This is a genomic window from Prosthecobacter sp., from assembly GCF_020439865.1.
In the GTDB taxonomy this organism is placed as follows: domain Bacteria; phylum Verrucomicrobiota; class Verrucomicrobiia; order Verrucomicrobiales; family Verrucomicrobiaceae; genus Prosthecobacter.
In genome coordinates, this window is record NZ_JAGRPF010000147.1 from 16,280 (window position 1) to 31,833 (window position 15,554).

Here is a 15,554-nt window from a genome sequence, read left to right on the forward strand (position 1 = left end):
TTTAATCGAGAAACCGAGCAACGCATGAGCACTGATTCACGCCCTTCATCCTCTCATGCCGGTTCAAAGCCCGGTGGTGGCTGGACTCCTCCCACGGTCGAAGAACTGCAGGCTCTGCTGCCGCAATACGAGATTGTTTCGATGCTCGGTCATGGCGGCATGGGGGCGGTTTACAAAGGTCGGCAGAAGTCGCTCGACCGTGTCGTGGCCATCAAAATCCTCCCGCCGGGGCTGGACAATGACGACGCGAAATTTGTGGAGCGCTTTCAGAACGAGGCGCGCACGATGGCGAAGCTGAATCATCCCGGCATCGTCAGCGTGTATGATTTCGGCGAGACGGCGGAGGGCCAACTCTACTTCATCATGGAGTATGTGGACGGCACCGATGTGGCGAAGATGATCCAGTCCAGCGGCAAGCTGCCGCAGGACTATGCGCTGGCCATCACGGCCCATGTCTGTGATGCGCTGGGCTACGCGCATGCGAACGGCGTGGTGCATCGCGACATCAAGCCCGCGAACATCCTCATCAACATGCAGGGGCAGATCAAGGTGGCCGACTTCGGTCTGGCCAAGATCGACGACCCCACCCAGAGCGGTTTGACAAAAACGGGCTACGCCATGGGCACACCGGACTACGTCTCGCCCGAGGCGCTCATCATGGGCAGCAGCATCGACGGACGTGCCGACCTGTATGCCGTGGGGGTCATGCTGTATCAGATGCTCACCGGCGAAGTTCCGCGCGGCCTGTTTCAGATGCCGAACATCCGCACCAATGGCGAGACCGATCCGCGCTTCGACGCCATCATCAGCAAGGCGATGCAGACAGATCGTGAGTCGCGCTACCAGACGGCGATGGATCTGCGCCGTGCACTCGACGTGATCCTGAGCACGCCGCACATCAAACAGGATGCTTCCAAGGCTGTCGCCGCCGTGCCGCAGCAGGCCGTGGACCAGACGCCGGGCAAACGTTCTGCCGTTGCGGTGAAACCCGGCACAAGAGGGCCAAAGCCTCCGCAGGGGAGCACAGACCATGCAGCGGACAGAAATGTGAGCGCTCCTGCCAGGAAGTCGCCGCCGGGTCTGTGGCTCGGCATCACGGCCGTACTCCTTGTGGTCGGCGGGATCGCGTTCATGCTCAGCGGAGGCAAGCCCAAGCCTGACACTGCGTTTGCTTCGCAGGCTTCAAAACCTCCTGCCAAAACGGCCGAGGCACCCAAGCCCAATCCAACACCCGTTTCGACTCAGGCACCGAAACCCGCTCCTTCCGCGAGCACCATTGCCGCATCGAGTGACGGCTGGATCGACGGCCTCGCCGAGTTTCTGGCTTCTCAGGCCGATGGCACCACAGGACCGCTGAAGCAGGAAGGAAATGCCTGGCGCTTTGTGGGGCCTAGCGGGGTGTACTTGGGATCAAAACTTCCTGTCGAAGGAAGAGCCAACGTAGCAGTGCGCTACACGGGCCGTCATGGTGGTGGCGCAGCGATCAACATCATACAGCGCAGTCAAAAAGCGGGCGGCAATTTCTATGAGGCGAACCTCTGGAATAATGGCAGGGCAAAAATCGTTCGAGCGATCGACGGACAGAAGACCACGCTCGCCGACTACGCTGAGTCTCCCGGTTACGACCAAGGCGTCAGGCATGTTTTTGAGTTTCGCGCACAGGGCGATGTTCTCACACTCCTGGTGGACGGAGAGACGCGCGGCTCCGTTCAGGATGGCACTTTCCCCGATGGCAAGCTGCAGGTCACCGGCGGGCTGATCGACAAGATCGAATATCGCGCGCTCGGCGATGCCAAGACCCCGTAGCGTCAGCAGTCAAAGCAGATGGCCGGCTCTGATCTCGCTGTGAATGTCACGACCGGTTTCCATTCCCAGTCGAGGATGGGGGCAGTCTTTTTAGCCCGTTTGCCAGTGGCAGCATCGGATTACACGGATACCGCGGCTCGATTAGGTCAGCGTTTGCGGCGCAGGATGATCCCGCAGATGCCGAGCGCGGCGAGCAGGGTGCGGGAGGGCTCGGGTGCTGCGGTGGTCTCGATGTAAAGATTGTCGATCTTGTTGCCCTCGTAAAGGCCGGTGCGCAGCATCATGCGGTTCCACTGGGTAGGGTCTTGACCTGAGGTAAGATTCAAGTTGATGTCTTGAAGACCGGAGACCGCCGAGTAGCCGAGATCCCCATCGGTGAGATTCTTGTAGAACAGGCTGCCGCTGCCATCTCCGCCGTTGGCGGTAAGATCCATCACCAGTTGCAAGCTGATCCAGTCGTCGAAGTTCAGCGTGCCCGGAAGGACCGGTCCCGAGCCGTTGATGACCAGACCATTGCCATTCAAGCCGAAGAAAGCCGACTGCGTCGAGGCAATGGGAGAGGAGTTGAGGTAGAAGAGCGACTGGTTGTTCACGCCACCGTTGCCGCCGTCTACGTAACGGGTGTCAAAGCCCAGTGTGAGCGAGGTCACCCCTGAAAGGCTACCGAAGGAGAAGGTACCATCGTTGCTGCGTCCGGCAAAATTACTGCCTGTGCTCCCTGCCGTGCCGACAACAGTGCTGGTGTTAGTGCCGCTGCCGGTGCTGACGATGAAGGCATCACCTCCCAATCCCGTCCAGTTGTCCTGTCCTGCGAGATTGTTGCCACTAGTAAGGCTCTCAAAGTTGTAGGTGAAGACGGCGGCAGAAGCGGCCAGTTCTGAGAGCGCTAACGCAACTGTCAGAATGAGGGGTATGAGGAGGCTGGGCTGGGTTTTCATAGAGAGGAGATGGTTCAGGTCGTAGGTGCGGATGCTTTGCGACGACGGAACAGCAGCGAGGTCGTACCAGATGCCAGCAGCAGAACCCGCGATGGCTCGGGCACACCATAGGCGATGCCCGAATCGCTGCCGATACCTGGCGAACTGACGAGTCCGTTGAACTGGTCATAGACCTCGATGCCGGTGAGCGTGAGTTGGAGATTGCTGGCACTCGCGGAGCCGCTGGATGCTGCCACGCTGCCAGAATAGCTGCTGTAGGCTTCCAAGCTGAAATTGAGATCGAAGGGCGTGCCAAACGTGAAGTTTAGACCGGAGACGTTGAAGTCGGTCATTGCGTCACCGAGGAAACCCGAGGAGGCAGGACTGGAGATCTCCTGACCGAAGCGGCTGAATGAATTCCCGTTCACGGCGCCACTGAGAACATAATTGGCCTGGGCATTCGAGGAGTCACCGCCGTTTGCGGCGGCCAGCGATCCCGAAAGGGAAAAATAGAGCTTCAGTGATCCGAGACCTGATCCTCCCACGATGGTGAGCGAGTCCACCCAGCCTGCCTTGGCTGAAGTGCTGGCTGACGCGTCACCGATCGTCGTATTGGTGATGCTGGAAACCAGCAAACTGCCAAAGTCTGCCGTGGCGGTGGCCGTCGTGGTGTATTGGGACAAAGACCCGCTCAGCGGCCCGGTTGCCTGGGTGACCTCGGCCGGGTCGTTGTTGCTCGAGAACGGCACCGGGGTCGGATCATTGTAACTCGCGGCGAAATCCACCACCACGTTTGCGGCATGACTCGGCGCCGCAGGTGCGAGCAAAAACAGGCCCGCAACAGCCAGCAGACGAGTATTTATCGCCTTCATGGGGGGGATGATCATAATTGGACGCGTGTTTAACAAGCTTTTTTTAATGTGGACACCGATGTATTTGTGGCGGTTTGGGGGTGCTGATCGGCAACTCCCGCCCGTCAATCTCTCGAAAGAATTCCGGCCGTGTTTCACTTGCCGTGAAATAAATCTCCCAGACTCTGGTCGCGCGCCCCTTCATGCCACCCACCCCCACCAGTGATGACCCTCGTAGCCGTGACACGCTGCTGGGAGTCGCCTTTCCCACCACACAATGGAGTCTGGTGCTTCAAGCGCAGAAAGATGGCGCTGAAGCGGCCCGGGCGCTCAATGAGCTGTGCAGCCGTTACTGGTATCCCATCTATGCCTACCTGCGCTGTCGCGGCTTTCCACGGCCGGATGCGCAGGACATCACCCAGAGCTTCTTCCTGCGTGCCGTCACAGAAGGTCTCGTCAAAAATGCCGATCAAACCCGCGGGCGTCTGCGCTCGTTCCTCCTCGGCGCCCTGAGCCGCCACCTAACGGATCATCTGAGACGTGAAAATGCCGAAAAACGCGGCGGGCGCGCCATCGTGCTGCCGTTGCAATGCCACACATCGGAGGAGCGCTATGAGCGCGATCTCATCGATCACCGTGATCCAGAATCGCTCTATCTGGCGGCGTGGGCACGCGAATTGATCGACCGCGTGCGTGAGAGGCTTCGTGCGCATTATACTCGGACAAAGCGAGCCGAAATTTTTGAGCTCCTGCACGGGTGTCTTTCCCTGGATGAACAGGCCACACCTTACCGTGAGCTTTCCACACAGCTCAACGTTTCCGAAGCCGCCCTGCGTCTCCAAGTCTTTCGCCTGCGCCGTCGATTCGGCAAAATGCTACGTGAGGAAGTCGCGCTAACGGTCGAAACTCCGGAGGAATTGGACGAGGAACTGTCGTGGCTCTCCAGGGTGCTTCGTGGGGACTGAGCATCCCTTATTTCCGCGTAATCTCCACGATTACCGCCTTCTGCGCATGCAGACGATTTTCGGCCTGGTCGAAGATCAGATCGGCGTGGGCTTCCATGACTTCTTCGGTGATTTCCTTGCCACGATAGGCGGGGAGGCAGTGCATCACGAGGGCGCCGGGGTTGGCGCGCTTAAGCAGCGCGTCGTTGATCTGCCAGGGCTTCAGGATTTCGATGCGGTCGGAGCTTTCGGCTTCCTTGCCCATGCTGACCCAGACGTCGGTGTAGAGCACGTCGCAGCCTTTCGCGGCCTCGACGGGGTCATCGACGATTCGGATGGTCTTCGACGGCACGTTGCGCATGAAGCTCTCCTGCGGCTGGAAGGCTTTCGGAGCACCGATGACGAGCTCGAATCCGAGATGGACGGACGCCCAGATCCAGGAACGGGCCATGTTGCAGTCGCCGTCGCCGAGGAAGCACACGCGTTTGCCTTGCCAGCCGCCAAGACGTTCCTTGATCGTCTGCAAGTCGGCCAGCACCTGGCAGGGATGCTCGTCGTCGGTGAGCGCGTTGATGGTGGGAATGCCGCTGTATTGCGCGAAGTCCACCACGTCCTGCTGTGCGAAGGTGCGGATGACCGCGCCGTGAATCATGCGGCCCATCACGCGGGCGGTGTCCTTGATCGGTTCACCACGGCCGAGCTGGATGTCTGCGCTGGAGAGAAACATCACCTGGCCGCCCAGCTCACGGATGCCGACTTCAAAACTCACACGCGTGCGTGTCGAGGACTTGCTGAAAATGAGGGCCCATTGCTGGCCGGTGAGCACCTGCGGCGAAGCCTTGCGATCTTTTTTCAGCACGCAGGCCAGATCGACAAGCTTCTCGATTTGTTCCTGAGTCAGTTCTTCGATTGAAAGGAGGTGGTTCATGAGTTGGCGGATGACGCGAGCTGGTCGAGCACGCTCTTGAAGAGGGTCAGGCCTTCGGCGACATGCGCCTCGGTGATGTTCAGCGGCGAGAGCCAGCGGACGACGTTTGGACCGGCGGGGGTGACCATCATGCCGGCGTCGAGCAGCTTCTGCGCGAGGAAGATGGAGGCAGGTTTGTCACCGGCCTTCGATTTGAAGGCTTCGGCATTGAGTTCCCAGCCGATGAAGAGGCCGAGCTGGCGGATTTCTTTGATCAGCGGGTGATTCCACGTGCGCGCAGCGGTGGAAATCGCCGCGCCGCGTTCCTTGGCGTTGTCGCAGAGGTTTTCATCCAAAATCGTGCGCAGTGTGGCGATGCCGACCGCGCTGGCGAGCGGCGAGCCGCCATACGTGGTGCCGTGCGTGCCGGGGCCGAGCGTCTTGCTGAGATCGCGACGATCGTTGACCCAGAACGAGCCGAGCGGGAAGCCGCTGCCGATTGCCTTGGCCCAACTGATGCCGTCGGGCTGGATTTCGTCACCGGGAATGATGCTGCGCCATCCAGCCATCTCGCCGGCACGGCCAAAGCCGACCTGCACTTCGTCGAGCAACAGCAGCAGATTCTTTTCGCGGCACAAACGCTGCGCAGCACGCAGGAACTCGGGCGTGGCGGGATTCACGCCGCTCTCGCCTTGAATAGGCTCCAGGAGGATGGCGACGGTTTTGTCCGTGATCGCGGCTTCCAGCGCGGCGACGTCGTTGAAGGTCGAATAGACAAACCCTGGAGGCAACGGACCGAAGCCGCCGTGAATCTTTTCCTGCGCCGTTGCGGTCATCGCACCAAACGTGCGGCCGTGGAACGAGCCGCTGAAAGTGATGATCTCGTAGCGGCCGCCGGTCTGCTGGCCGTATTTGCGGGCGAGCTTGAGCAGGCCTTCGTTCGCCTCCGCGCCACTGTTGCAGAAGAAGCACTTGCCGGCGATGCCGACGCATTCCTCGACGAGAATGCGTGCGAGTTCGGCCTGCTTGTCGATGCAGTACCAGTTCGAAACGTGAATGAGCGTGTTCGCCTGTTCCGTCATCGCTTTCACGACGGTCGGCGGGCAATGGCCGAGCGGGCAGACGGCGACGCCGCCTGCGAAGTCGAGATACTTCTTCCCGTCGCGGTCCCAGACATACGGGCCTTCGCCACGCACGGGCCAGACGTTGTAACGGCCGTAGTTTGGCAGGACGTACTCCTGCATCAGTTGATCACTCGTCTTCATCCTCGGTTACAAATGGATTTCCGTGCCGATGCCGCCGTCGGTGAAGATTTCGAGAATGAGCGCATGCGGCAGGCGGCCGTCGATCAGATGCACCTTGCCCACGCCGCCGCGCAGCGAATCGAGCGATGAATCCACCTTCGGAATCATACCGCCGCTGATCACGTTTTCGGTCTTCAGTTTCGCGATGCTGGCTTCGTCGAGGCTCGGGATGAGGGTCGCGTCATCCTTCGGATCACGCATCACGCCGCGCACGTCGCTGAGGAAGATGAGCTTCGTGGCCTTGAGGCGTTTCGCGAGCGCACACGCGGCGAGGTCTGCGTTCACGTTGAGCGTTTTGCCGGAGGCGAGTTCGCGTGCGACAGGGGAGACGACAGGCACGAATTCACCGGCCACGGCGGCCTGGATCAAGCCGGTCCGGCAGTCATTCACTTCGCCGACCCAGCCGAGATCACCCTTCATCTTGTCGCCAAGAAAGACTTCCGTGCCGGGAATGCCGACGGCCTTGCCGCCGAAGGCGTTGATCTTGTTCACGATTTCCGGGTTGATCACGCGGGCGAGCGTCTCCTCGACGATCTTGATTGTTTCGTCGTCAGTGACGCGCATGCCATTGATGAACTTGGCCTGCAGGCCGGACTCGTTCATTGCCTTGGAGATTGCCTTGCCGCCGCCATGCACGATGACGGGGTTGATGCCCACGGCTTCGAGGAACACGACGTCACGCAGGAACGAATCCACCTGCACCGGATCTTCCATGGCGCTGCCGCCGACCTTGATCAAAAACGTGCAGCCTCGGAAGCTCTGCATGTAGGGCAGGGCTTCGAGAAGTACGGCGGATTTGGTGATTTGGGCGTCGAGAGGATTCATCGCGATGAAAAAGATACGCGTGCCGATCAGGCAAAGCCCTTCTGGCGTTTCGCGTGGATGGCGGCGGAGTATTCCGCGCTGTTGAAGTCCACATACTCCTCGGAGAGGTCGCTCGTGTAAACCGTGTAGCCGCTGGTGCCGAGGTTGAGGTCGATGGTGACGGTGAACTTGGGCTCCTTCACGACCTTTTCCATTTCGGAGATCGGCGTCTTGGTGGCCAGTCCGCCTTTGCAGGCCTGGAGACCGCCGAAGTAGATGTCGATGAGCTCTTCACGGATGCGCGCGCCGGAGTAGCCGACGGCGTGAATGATGCGGCCCCAGTTTGGATCGCAGCCATGGAACGAGCACTTCACCAGCAGAGATTTCGCGACGGTTTCGGCGACTTTGCGGGCATCAGTTAGCGTGCGGGCATTGCGCACGCGGATTTCGACGAACTTGGTCACGCGCTCGCCGTCGCAGACGATCATCTTGGCGAGTTCGAGCATCACCTTGTGCAGCGCACAGCGGAACAGCTCCGCCTCGGGCGAATTCTTGCGGATCGTCGGCACATCGGACTGGCCGTTGCTCATTACGATCACCGTGTCGTTCGTGCTGGTGTCACCGTCGATGGTGATGCAGTTGAAGCTCTTCTCCACAGCGTAGCGCATCGAGCGATGGAGTTCATCCTTGCCAATCTTCGCATCGGTGGTGATGAAGCAGAGCATGGTTGCCATGTTCGGGCAGATCATGCCTGCGCCTTTGGCGATGCCGCCGATGCGGAAGCTGCCTTTGCCGCAGGGCACATCGACCGCAAACGTCTTCGGTCGAGTGTCGCTCGTCATGATGGCGCGCATGGCGTCCTCGCTGCCTTGATCGCTTAGTTTTTCAACGGCGGCTGGCACCTTGGGCAGGATGCGTTCGATTGGCATCGGCATGCCGATGATGCCGGTGGAGCAGACCATTACCTGACGCATTTTCACGCCAAGCTCCTCCGCCACGGCCTTCGTCATGGCCTTGGCGTCTTGGATGCCCTGCACGCCGGTGCAGGCGTTGGCGTTGCCGCTGTTGGCAATGATGGCGCGGGTATCGCTCTCCTTGAGATGCTGCTGGCAAACGCGCACGCAGGCGGCCCGCACCTTGTTCGTGGTGAAGACAGCATCCGTCACCGTCGGAGTGTCTGAAACAATGAGCGCGAGGTCGAGACGCGTCGCCTCCGGATTCTTGATGCCGCAGTTCACGGCGCTGGCGCGGAAGCCCTTCGCGGCGGTCACGCCGCCTTCGATGACTTTAAATGGAACCCGGCCATTGCACGGATCGTCTTGGGATTTGTGGCTGTGAGGCATGTCAGATGTTCAGCAGTCCTGCGGTTGCCTCGAAGCCGCAGACGAGGTTCATGTTTTGCACGGCCTGGCCGGAGGCTCCCTTGCCGATGTTGTCTTCCGTGCTCATCAAGATGAGCTGTCCCGCACGGGCATCGAAGGACCATCCGATGTCCACAAAGTTGGTACCGGTGACGTTTTTGGTGTCGGGAGACTGATTCACCCCGAGCAAACGAACGAAGAACTGCGAATCGTAGGCCGAATGCAGAGAGGCGCTCACTTGGTCAATCGTCGCACCCGGTGCGAGCTGCGCAAAAGTCGTGGTGCAGATGCCCGAATGCGTCGGCATGAGATGCGGCACAAAGGAGAGTTTCACTTCGCGGCCGGCCGCGAGGGCGAGTTCCTGGCCGACTTCACTCAGATGCCGGTGCACCGGCACGCTGTAGCTGCGCACGCTGTTTTGCACCTCGCAGAAGAGCAGGGGAATGCTTTCCTTCCGCCCAGCGCCGCTGGCACCGCTCATGCTGGCGACCGAAAGCGGAGAATCAGCGAGCAGTCCGGCTTTCAGCAGCGGAATGAGCGGCAGCAAAATGCTGGTGGGATAACAACCCGGGCATGCGATGAGCCGCGCGGTCTTGATTTGTTCGGCGCGAATTTCGGGAAGCGCGTAGACCGCTTCGTCGAGCAATTCCGGCGCGGGATGCGCATGGCCGTAGAATTCTTCATACAGCGCCGGACTCCGCAGGCGGAAGTCGGCGCTCAGGTCGATGACCTTGAGGCCGAGTTCGAGCAACGGCTTCGCGTATTCCGATGCCACGCCATGCGGCACAGCCAGGAAGGCTATTTCCGCACCGGCGGCCTCCAGAGCGGCGGCGTCCGGAGCGGTAAATGTCAGGGAATCCGCCACGCCCACGCCACGGAAGCGCGGAAACTCCTTGGAGAGAGCTTTTCCTGCGAGTGACCGCGAAGTCACCGCCACGAGTTCGACATTCGGATGGCGCAGCAACAGGCGCAGGAGTTCTGCTCCAGAGTATCCACTGGCTCCAACGACGGCGACTTTGACAGGTGCGGACATATTGCGGGGGGCGGAGTATGGGATGTCACCAGTTCCGTGCAACCCTGAAATAAGAGCAATTCTCATCCGAAACAGCACTCATCGTGCCGCTTGTCAGCGGGCCTTGCCTCGCGCACAGTCGTTGTCCTCATGAGCGACCCCACGCCAGAAACTCCAGAGACTGAAAAACCCAAAGCTCCCGGCACGCCTGAGGAGATCACGCGGAAGCTGGAGGACTTCATCAAAAATACGCTCGGCGGCCAGGTGCTCTTCACCCGCGTCGAAGGCCCCGGCGGGCATCCTGCGCTGGAAGGCGGTGAGAAGCCTGTGGAACCCACCCGGCAGGACAACGGCAAGGCTTTTGAATTCAGCTACAAGCCTGCGGACATCAAAGCCTATCTTGACCGCTTCGTGATCCGGCAGGACGAGGCCAAGAAGGTGCTCGCGACCGCTGTCTGCGACCACTACCACCACGCACGGATGCTGCGCGATGATCGTGAATCGGAGTCCACGGGCTCGAAGCTCGAGTTTTCGAAGCAGAATGTCATCATCATCGGCCCCACCGGCGTCGGGAAGACCTATCTCGTCAAACACATCGCGGATCTCATCGGCGTGCCGTTTGTGAAGGCGGATGCGACAAAATTCAGCGAAACCGGCTATGTCGGCGCGGATGTGGACGACCTCGTTCGCGATCTCGTGGCCAAGGCGAATGGCGACATCGAGCTCGCCGAGCATGGTATCATTTATCTGGATGAAATCGACAAGCTCAGCAGCGGTCCGGAACGCCTGGGCCGTGATGTGAGCGGACGTGGCGTGCAGACCGCGCTGCTCAAGCTGATGGAGGAGACGGAGGTGGCCCTCTACGCTCCCAACGACATCCGCAGCCAGATGCAGATGATGTTTGATACGCGCAAAGGCCGCACCGGTCGCGAGGTGGTGAACACGCGGAACATTCTCTTCATCGTCAGCGGCGCGTTCAGCGGACTGGAAAAGATCATCGAGAAGCGCACGAACCGAAAATCCATCGGCTTTGTCTCCTCCGACTCGAAGAGCACGGCCGCCGAGCACCTGTTCCGCGAATCGCGCACCAAGGACTTTATCGACTTTGGTTTCGAGGCCGAGTTCATCGGCCGTCTGCCCGTGCGCGTCGTGTGCGATCCGCTCAGCGCGGACGACATGTTTCAGATCATGAAAAACTCCGAGGGCAGCCTCATCCGCCAGTATCAGCGTGAGTTTGCCGCGTACGGTGTGAAGGCCGTCTTCGAAGACGATGCGCTGCGCGAGATCGCCAGTCGTGCGGAGGATGAAAAAACCGGCGCCCGCGGCCTCGTCACGGCATGGGAGCGCGTGCTGCGCGACTTCAAATTCGAAATGCCCAGCCTCGGCCTGCCCGAACTGCGGATCGACGGCGCGCTCGTGAAAGATCCGGAGCAAAGGCTGGTCCAATGCCGCGCCGAAGCCGCCAGCCAGGTCATGGAACTTGGCGCCGCCCATGCCGGCGAGGTGAGGGTTTTTGCGGAGCGTTTCCAGCGCGAGCACGGCTTTACGCTCGATTTCGACAGCGCTGCCATCGCCGCAGTCGCCGCACGTGCGCAGCGTGAAGGCATGCATGTGGACGCCATGTGTGAGAAGCTTTTCAAGGACTATCCCTTCGGACTCAAACTCGTGACCCGCACCACGGGTGATACGCGGTTCACGCTGACCTCCGAAGCAGTCGCCAATCCGGACAAGTACGTCAGCGAACTCGTCGTCAACGCCTGCCGCCAACACCCGCAGCAGACTCCATCCAACGTCATCGATCCCACCCCCGACATTCCCGCCCATGAATCGTAATCACGCCGCCGCCATGTTCATTGGCGTGCTCGTCTGCATCCCGCTGCTGGCCCTGTATCATTTTGGCTTTTTCCAAAGCACCGCCGAATGGTTTGCCATGCTGTTTGCCCGCGGCTTCATCCTGCCCGCCGCCGGTTTGAGGCAGATCGTCTGGCTGCAGTACGGCTACTACACGTTCATGGCGTTCACGAGCGCGTGGGTCTGCATTGAGATGATCTCCCAGTGGCGGCGTTTTGCGTTCCTGCTTGGCGGCACCTTCCTCACCGCCACGTTCTCCTGTCTCATGGCGATGAGTGGAGTGCTCTTTGAACCCGTGTCGGGATCCCTTGCGCTTTGGTTTGCCGGCATCGTCGGCATCGCGGTCAGCGGCTCGGTGAACGGCTATCGCCGTCACGTCATGCGTGACTACTTTGTCGGCCGCCTGTCTTCACACCTGTTTGAAGAGCTCGTCGATCAGAACAATCCCGCGAAGATGACCGAGCGCCGGGAAATCACCGTGCTCACCTGCCGCCTGCTCAATCATGGTGAGCTCTCCACCGGCATCGAAGCGCCGCAGTTTGAGAATCTGGCCACGCACTTCCAGCGCAGCGTCTCCGAGTTTCTCATCGCCCGCGGAGCTTATCTCGATGACTGTGACGCACGCCAGGTTCGCGTCTTTTTCGGCTTCCCGCTTTCGGATGAGCATCACGCCCTGCATGCCGTTCAGGTCGCCGCCGTCCTGCGAACACACCTCTCCACGCTCACGCGTGAGATCGAGCAGCGCTTCGGAAAGAAAGCGCAGATCGGCGTGGCCTTCAGCACCGGTCCCGGCGTGTGCGGCCTGTATGGCACGGACCATTTCCAAAGCTTCAGCGCCGTGGGCGATGTGATCGACTTCTCCGCGCAGCTCTGCGTGTTGAACGCCGAGTACGGCAGCAAGGTGCTATTGAGTGCGCGCACGTATTCACTGGTGAAAGACAACGCCGAGGTGAGACCGATGGAAATGGTCTGCGCGGCAGGCTCCAGTCAGATGAGCGAAGTCTACGAGCTGCTGGCCGAAAAAGGCACGCTTGCGGAACAGGACATCCGTGCGCGTGACGCCTTCTGGCAGGGAGTGGTGCAGTATCGGAAGGGTGATCTGAAGCAGGCGCTCGAGAGCTTCGGCAACGCCACCGTCGAGGATCGTGAAGATGCGCCGCTCAAATACTTCAAGGAGCGTGTCGAGGCGGCACTGAAAGAAAAAGAGGCGCCCGCCAAGGAGACGCCGAAACATTCGCGCCAGCTCGCCGCCACCTGATTCTTTTCCGTCACTCTTCGCGTGCGCATCGATTATCCACCCGCCATCCAGCGCCTCGTCGCACAGCTTAAATCGCTGCCCGGCCTCGGACCGCGCAGCGCGGAGCGCCTGATGATCTGGCTGCTGCAGATGCGGGATGAGCGCATCACCTCGCTGTCAGACTCGCTGCTGGAGGCGAGGGAACGCATCGTTCCATGCCCTGACTGCGGGTTCTTCATCGAGAGCGACGGCGAGTGTCTGCTCTGTCATGATCCGCGACGCCAGCAGAAGCAGCTGTGTGTTGTCGAGCAGGCCGCTGATGTGCTGCGGATGGAGCGGTCGGGTGCGTTTCAGGGGCTGTATCATGTGCTCGGAGGCAGGCTCTCTCCGCTCGACAACGTAACTCCTGAGGATCTGCGCATGGAGTCGCTGGTGAATCGTGTGCGTGATCTTCATACGGAAGAGGTCATCATCGCTCTCGGCTCAGATGTTGAGGGTGAGGCCACAGCGAGCTACATCGCCGACCTGCTGCGCCCCGCCGGCATCGCCATCACCCGGCTCGCGCAAGGAATGCCTGCAGGTGGAGGGCTTGATCATGTTGATGAGCTGACCCTTTATCAGGCGCTGCACGGGCGCCGGAAGATGGGATAAAATTTCTCGACAGCAGGTTTTTGAACATTCATAGCATCGGCATGAATTACCACATCGCACGCGATGGCCAGCAACTCGGCGTCTTTGCCGAGCAGGAAGTTCAGTCTGGATTCGCATCAGGAAGGTTTCTGGCCACCGACCTTTGTTGGAGCGAGGGAATGGCCGACTGGCAGCCGGTGAGTGCACGCTTCGGCGCTCCGGCGGCTTCGCTTCCGACGCCGACCTTCACGGCGCCTGGAGCTTTCAATCCGTATGCGGCACCGCAGGCGAACGTGGTGACGCCATCCATGATGCCGCAGTTCACTCTGGCCTCCCGCGGCAGCCGGCTCGGTGCGGCATTGCTGGATGGGCTGGTGGGAATGCTTGTGGTCGGACTCCCGGCAATCTGTGGTGTGGCCATGCTCGACTCCAAGGCAGGTGGCGGAGGGGACGTTCCGGTGGGTTCTGTCATCTGCTTTATTCTGGCGGGGCTCGGATTTCTCGGTCTCACGATCTACAACATCGTCCTGCTGACCAAGCAGGGGCAGACCATTGCGAAGAAGTGGCTGCGCATTCGCATCGTGACGCATCCTGATGGTAAAAACCCAGGCTTCGTGAAGGCCTTCCTGCTGCGCTCGTTCGTCAATGCGATCATTGGCCAGGTGGTGCCTCTCTATGGTTTGGTGGACGTTTGTTTCATCTTCCGCGAAGACCAGCGCTGCCTGCATGACCTCATCGGAGAGACCATTGTGGTGCAGGATTGAACTCATTTGAGTTCATAGGAGCGAATCTGTTGGACAGGCACAAATCCGGTCTAAAATCGCCGTCTCATGAGCCAATATCACATCGCACGCGACAGTCAGCAGTTGGGAGTTTTTTCGGAGCAGGATGTTCAGTCAGGTCTGGCCTCGGGCAGCATTCTCGCGAGCGATCTCCTGTGGGCGGAAGGAATGGCCGACTGGCAGCCGGTGAGCAGCAAGTTCGGTGCGCCGGCGTTTGCTCCTCCTGCTGCCGTGGCTCAGCCTGCGGGTTTCAACCCTTACGCGGCTCCAATCGCCAACGTCGCAGTTCCTACCACTGGGCAGGGGATCACACTGGCCTCGCTCGGCCAGCGTCTCGGCGCGGTGATGCTGGATGGCTTGATCCAAGTCGTGGTCCTGCTTCCGTTGATCATCCCCGCTGGCATGATGGACAACAAGAGCGGTGGTGAGCCTTCCATGGGAATGATCATCTCGATGGCGGTCGGCGGCATCGGACTGCTCGCGCTTCTCATCTACAATCTGGTTCTGCTTGGCACGCGCGGGCAGACCTTGGGCAAAAAGATCGTTGGCACACGGATCGCAATCTTCCCAGGTGGGGAGAAGCCGGGCTTCGCCAAGGCTTTCCTCGTCCGCTCCTTTGTCGTAGGCATCATCGGCGCCATCCCGTTGCTGGGACCGCTATTCTCGCTTGTGGATATCTGCTGCATCTTCCGTGCGGATCACCGCTGCATTCACGATATGATGGCCGGCACGCATGTGATCGAAGGACAGCCGCCGGAGGCCTGATTCAGGCTCAGGCCAGTCCCATGGCTGCGACCTCATCCTCGTCGAGGCCCAGGTAGTGGCCGAGTTCGTGGAGGAAGGTGATTTTTACTTCATGGCGATAAGTTGCCAGATCTCCCGCGCATTCGTCCCATAGATTGTCGAGAAAAAGCCGGATGCGCGGCATTTCGTCCGGTGATTCGGGCAGCGGATCGCAACGAGCATTGCCTTCAAACAAACCAAGCAGATCGGGGTCGAGGTCTTCGTCGAAGTCCATCAACGCATCCATCTCGACGAACTCGATCCGGCAGTCGGTCGCTTCGTTGCGAATCTCTTCCGGCAGTGAGAGCAGCGCCGATTTGACGACGCTGGTGGCGATGGTTTGAAGACGTTCGAAGCGCATGAGG

At 60.2% G+C, this 15,554-nt stretch carries 15 protein-coding genes; 7 read left to right on the top strand and 8 right to left on the bottom strand.

All coding sequences use genetic code 11. The annotated features are described in order from the left end of the window. Positions 1-24: 24 nt before the first annotated feature. On the top strand, positions 25-1,806 hold the full coding sequence (locus tag KDL09_RS18030) for a serine/threonine-protein kinase (RefSeq protein ID WP_294388253.1): 1,782 nt from the start codon (positions 25-27) through the stop codon (positions 1,804-1,806). A gap of 146 nt (positions 1,807-1,952) precedes the next feature. Here the strand turns inward: KDL09_RS18030 and KDL09_RS18035 are convergent, their stop codons facing one another. Together KDL09_RS18035 and KDL09_RS18040 are read right to left on the bottom strand one after the other, a co-directional pair. After that, positions 1,953-2,744 (bottom strand): hypothetical protein, encoded by a 792-nt coding sequence (locus KDL09_RS18035; protein WP_294388255.1) that lies wholly within the window; start codon positions 2,742-2,744, stop codon positions 1,953-1,955. Positions 2,745-2,758: 14 nt separating this feature from the next. Continuing rightward, the gene (locus tag KDL09_RS18040; RefSeq protein WP_294388257.1) at positions 2,759-3,610 is read right to left on the bottom strand and encodes a PEP-CTERM sorting domain-containing protein; all 852 of its coding nucleotides are present in this window, start codon (positions 3,608-3,610) and stop codon (positions 2,759-2,761) included. A gap of 167 nt (positions 3,611-3,777) precedes the next feature. Between KDL09_RS18040 and KDL09_RS18045 the strand changes: the two genes are divergently transcribed. Further along, positions 3,778-4,539: a hypothetical protein gene (locus KDL09_RS18045; protein ID WP_294388258.1), complete on the top strand. Its 762-nt coding sequence runs from the start codon at positions 3,778-3,780 to the stop codon at positions 4,537-4,539. Between the two features lie 7 nt (positions 4,540-4,546). On the opposite strand, the gene argF is transcribed toward KDL09_RS18045, so the two are convergent. Genes argF through argC form a run of 5 tightly spaced genes read right to left on the bottom strand, consistent with a single transcriptional unit; the run spans position 4,547 to position 9,927 of the window. Next, a complete protein-coding gene (argF, locus tag KDL09_RS18050; RefSeq protein WP_294388261.1) occupies positions 4,547-5,446 on the bottom strand; it encodes an ornithine carbamoyltransferase in 900 nt (299 codons plus the stop codon). Next, positions 5,443-6,690 (bottom strand): acetylornithine transaminase, encoded by a 1,248-nt coding sequence (locus KDL09_RS18055; RefSeq protein WP_294388263.1) that lies wholly within the window; start codon positions 6,688-6,690, stop codon positions 5,443-5,445. The genes argF and KDL09_RS18055 overlap by 4 nt, the downstream gene beginning before the upstream one ends. Before the next feature lie 6 nt (positions 6,691-6,696). Then, positions 6,697-7,554: an acetylglutamate kinase gene (gene argB / locus KDL09_RS18060; protein WP_294388265.1), complete on the bottom strand. Its 858-nt coding sequence runs from the start codon at positions 7,552-7,554 to the stop codon at positions 6,697-6,699. A gap of 26 nt (positions 7,555-7,580) precedes the next feature. Then, positions 7,581-8,876 carry a bifunctional glutamate N-acetyltransferase/amino-acid acetyltransferase ArgJ gene (argJ, locus tag KDL09_RS18065; RefSeq protein WP_294388267.1) on the bottom strand — a complete coding sequence of 432 codons (1,296 nt, stop codon included), beginning with the start codon at positions 8,874-8,876 and terminating at the stop codon, positions 7,581-7,583. A gap of 1 nt (position 8,877) precedes the next feature. After that, the gene (gene argC, locus KDL09_RS18070; protein ID WP_294388270.1) at positions 8,878-9,927 is read right to left on the bottom strand and encodes an N-acetyl-gamma-glutamyl-phosphate reductase; all 1,050 of its coding nucleotides are present in this window, start codon (positions 9,925-9,927) and stop codon (positions 8,878-8,880) included. A gap of 129 nt (positions 9,928-10,056) precedes the next feature. Between argC and KDL09_RS18075 the strand changes: the two genes are divergently transcribed. The 5 genes from KDL09_RS18075 (at position 10,057) to KDL09_RS18095 (ending at position 15,171) form a co-directional block, all read left to right on the top strand. After that, entirely contained in the window at positions 10,057-11,739 is a 1,683-nt protein-coding gene (locus KDL09_RS18075; RefSeq protein ID WP_294388272.1) for an AAA family ATPase, read from the top strand. Beyond that, complete coding sequence (locus tag KDL09_RS18080) at positions 11,729-13,015, top strand: hypothetical protein (RefSeq protein ID WP_294388275.1); 1,287 nt, start codon at positions 11,729-11,731, stop codon at positions 13,013-13,015. The genes KDL09_RS18075 and KDL09_RS18080 overlap by 11 nt, the downstream gene beginning before the upstream one ends. Positions 13,016-13,036: 21 nt before the next feature. Next, a complete protein-coding gene (recR, locus tag KDL09_RS18085; RefSeq protein WP_294388278.1) occupies positions 13,037-13,645 on the top strand; it encodes a recombination mediator RecR in 609 nt (202 codons plus the stop codon). Between the two features lie 41 nt (positions 13,646-13,686). After that, complete coding sequence (locus KDL09_RS18090) at positions 13,687-14,388, top strand: RDD family protein (RefSeq protein ID WP_294388281.1); 702 nt, start codon at positions 13,687-13,689, stop codon at positions 14,386-14,388. A 66-nt stretch (positions 14,389-14,454) separates the two neighbouring features. Further along, a complete protein-coding gene (locus tag KDL09_RS18095) occupies positions 14,455-15,171 on the top strand; it encodes an RDD family protein (protein ID WP_294388283.1) in 717 nt (238 codons plus the stop codon). A 7-nt stretch (positions 15,172-15,178) separates the two neighbouring features. Here the strand turns inward: KDL09_RS18095 and KDL09_RS18100 are convergent, their stop codons facing one another. Then, the gene (locus tag KDL09_RS18100; protein ID WP_294388285.1) at positions 15,179-15,550 is read right to left on the bottom strand and encodes a metallopeptidase family protein; all 372 of its coding nucleotides are present in this window, start codon (positions 15,548-15,550) and stop codon (positions 15,179-15,181) included. Between the last annotated feature and the right edge of the window lie 4 nt (positions 15,551-15,554).

Bases quoted from the DNA above. Each gene is read 5' to 3' on its own strand.
- KDL09_RS18030 (WP_294388253.1), top strand. From the start codon at position 25: ATGAGCACTGATTCACGCCCTTCATCCTCTCATGCCGGTTCAAAGCCC.
- KDL09_RS18035 (WP_294388255.1), bottom strand. From the start codon at position 2,744: ATGAAAACCCAGCCCAGCCTCCTCATACCCCTCATTCTGACAGTTGCG.
- KDL09_RS18040 (WP_294388257.1), bottom strand. From the start codon at position 3,610: ATGATCATCCCCCCCATGAAGGCGATAAATACTCGTCTGCTGGCTGTT.
- KDL09_RS18045 (WP_294388258.1), top strand. From the start codon at position 3,778: ATGCCACCCACCCCCACCAGTGATGACCCTCGTAGCCGTGACACGCTG.
- argF (WP_294388261.1), bottom strand. From the start codon at position 5,446: ATGAACCACCTCCTTTCAATCGAAGAACTGACTCAGGAACAAATCGAG.
- KDL09_RS18055 (WP_294388263.1), bottom strand. From the start codon at position 6,690: ATGAAGACGAGTGATCAACTGATGCAGGAGTACGTCCTGCCAAACTAC.
- argB (WP_294388265.1), bottom strand. From the start codon at position 7,554: ATGAATCCTCTCGACGCCCAAATCACCAAATCCGCCGTACTTCTCGAA.
- argJ (WP_294388267.1), bottom strand. From the start codon at position 8,876: ATGCCTCACAGCCACAAATCCCAAGACGATCCGTGCAATGGCCGGGTT.
- argC (WP_294388270.1), bottom strand. From the start codon at position 9,927: ATGTCCGCACCTGTCAAAGTCGCCGTCGTTGGAGCCAGTGGATACTCT.
- KDL09_RS18075 (WP_294388272.1), top strand. From the start codon at position 10,057: ATGAGCGACCCCACGCCAGAAACTCCAGAGACTGAAAAACCCAAAGCT.
- KDL09_RS18080 (WP_294388275.1), top strand. From the start codon at position 11,729: ATGAATCGTAATCACGCCGCCGCCATGTTCATTGGCGTGCTCGTCTGC.
- KDL09_RS18090 (WP_294388281.1), top strand. From the start codon at position 13,687: ATGAATTACCACATCGCACGCGATGGCCAGCAACTCGGCGTCTTTGCC.
- KDL09_RS18095 (WP_294388283.1), top strand. From the start codon at position 14,455: ATGAGCCAATATCACATCGCACGCGACAGTCAGCAGTTGGGAGTTTTT.
- KDL09_RS18100 (WP_294388285.1), bottom strand. From the start codon at position 15,550: ATGCGCTTCGAACGTCTTCAAACCATCGCCACCAGCGTCGTCAAATCG.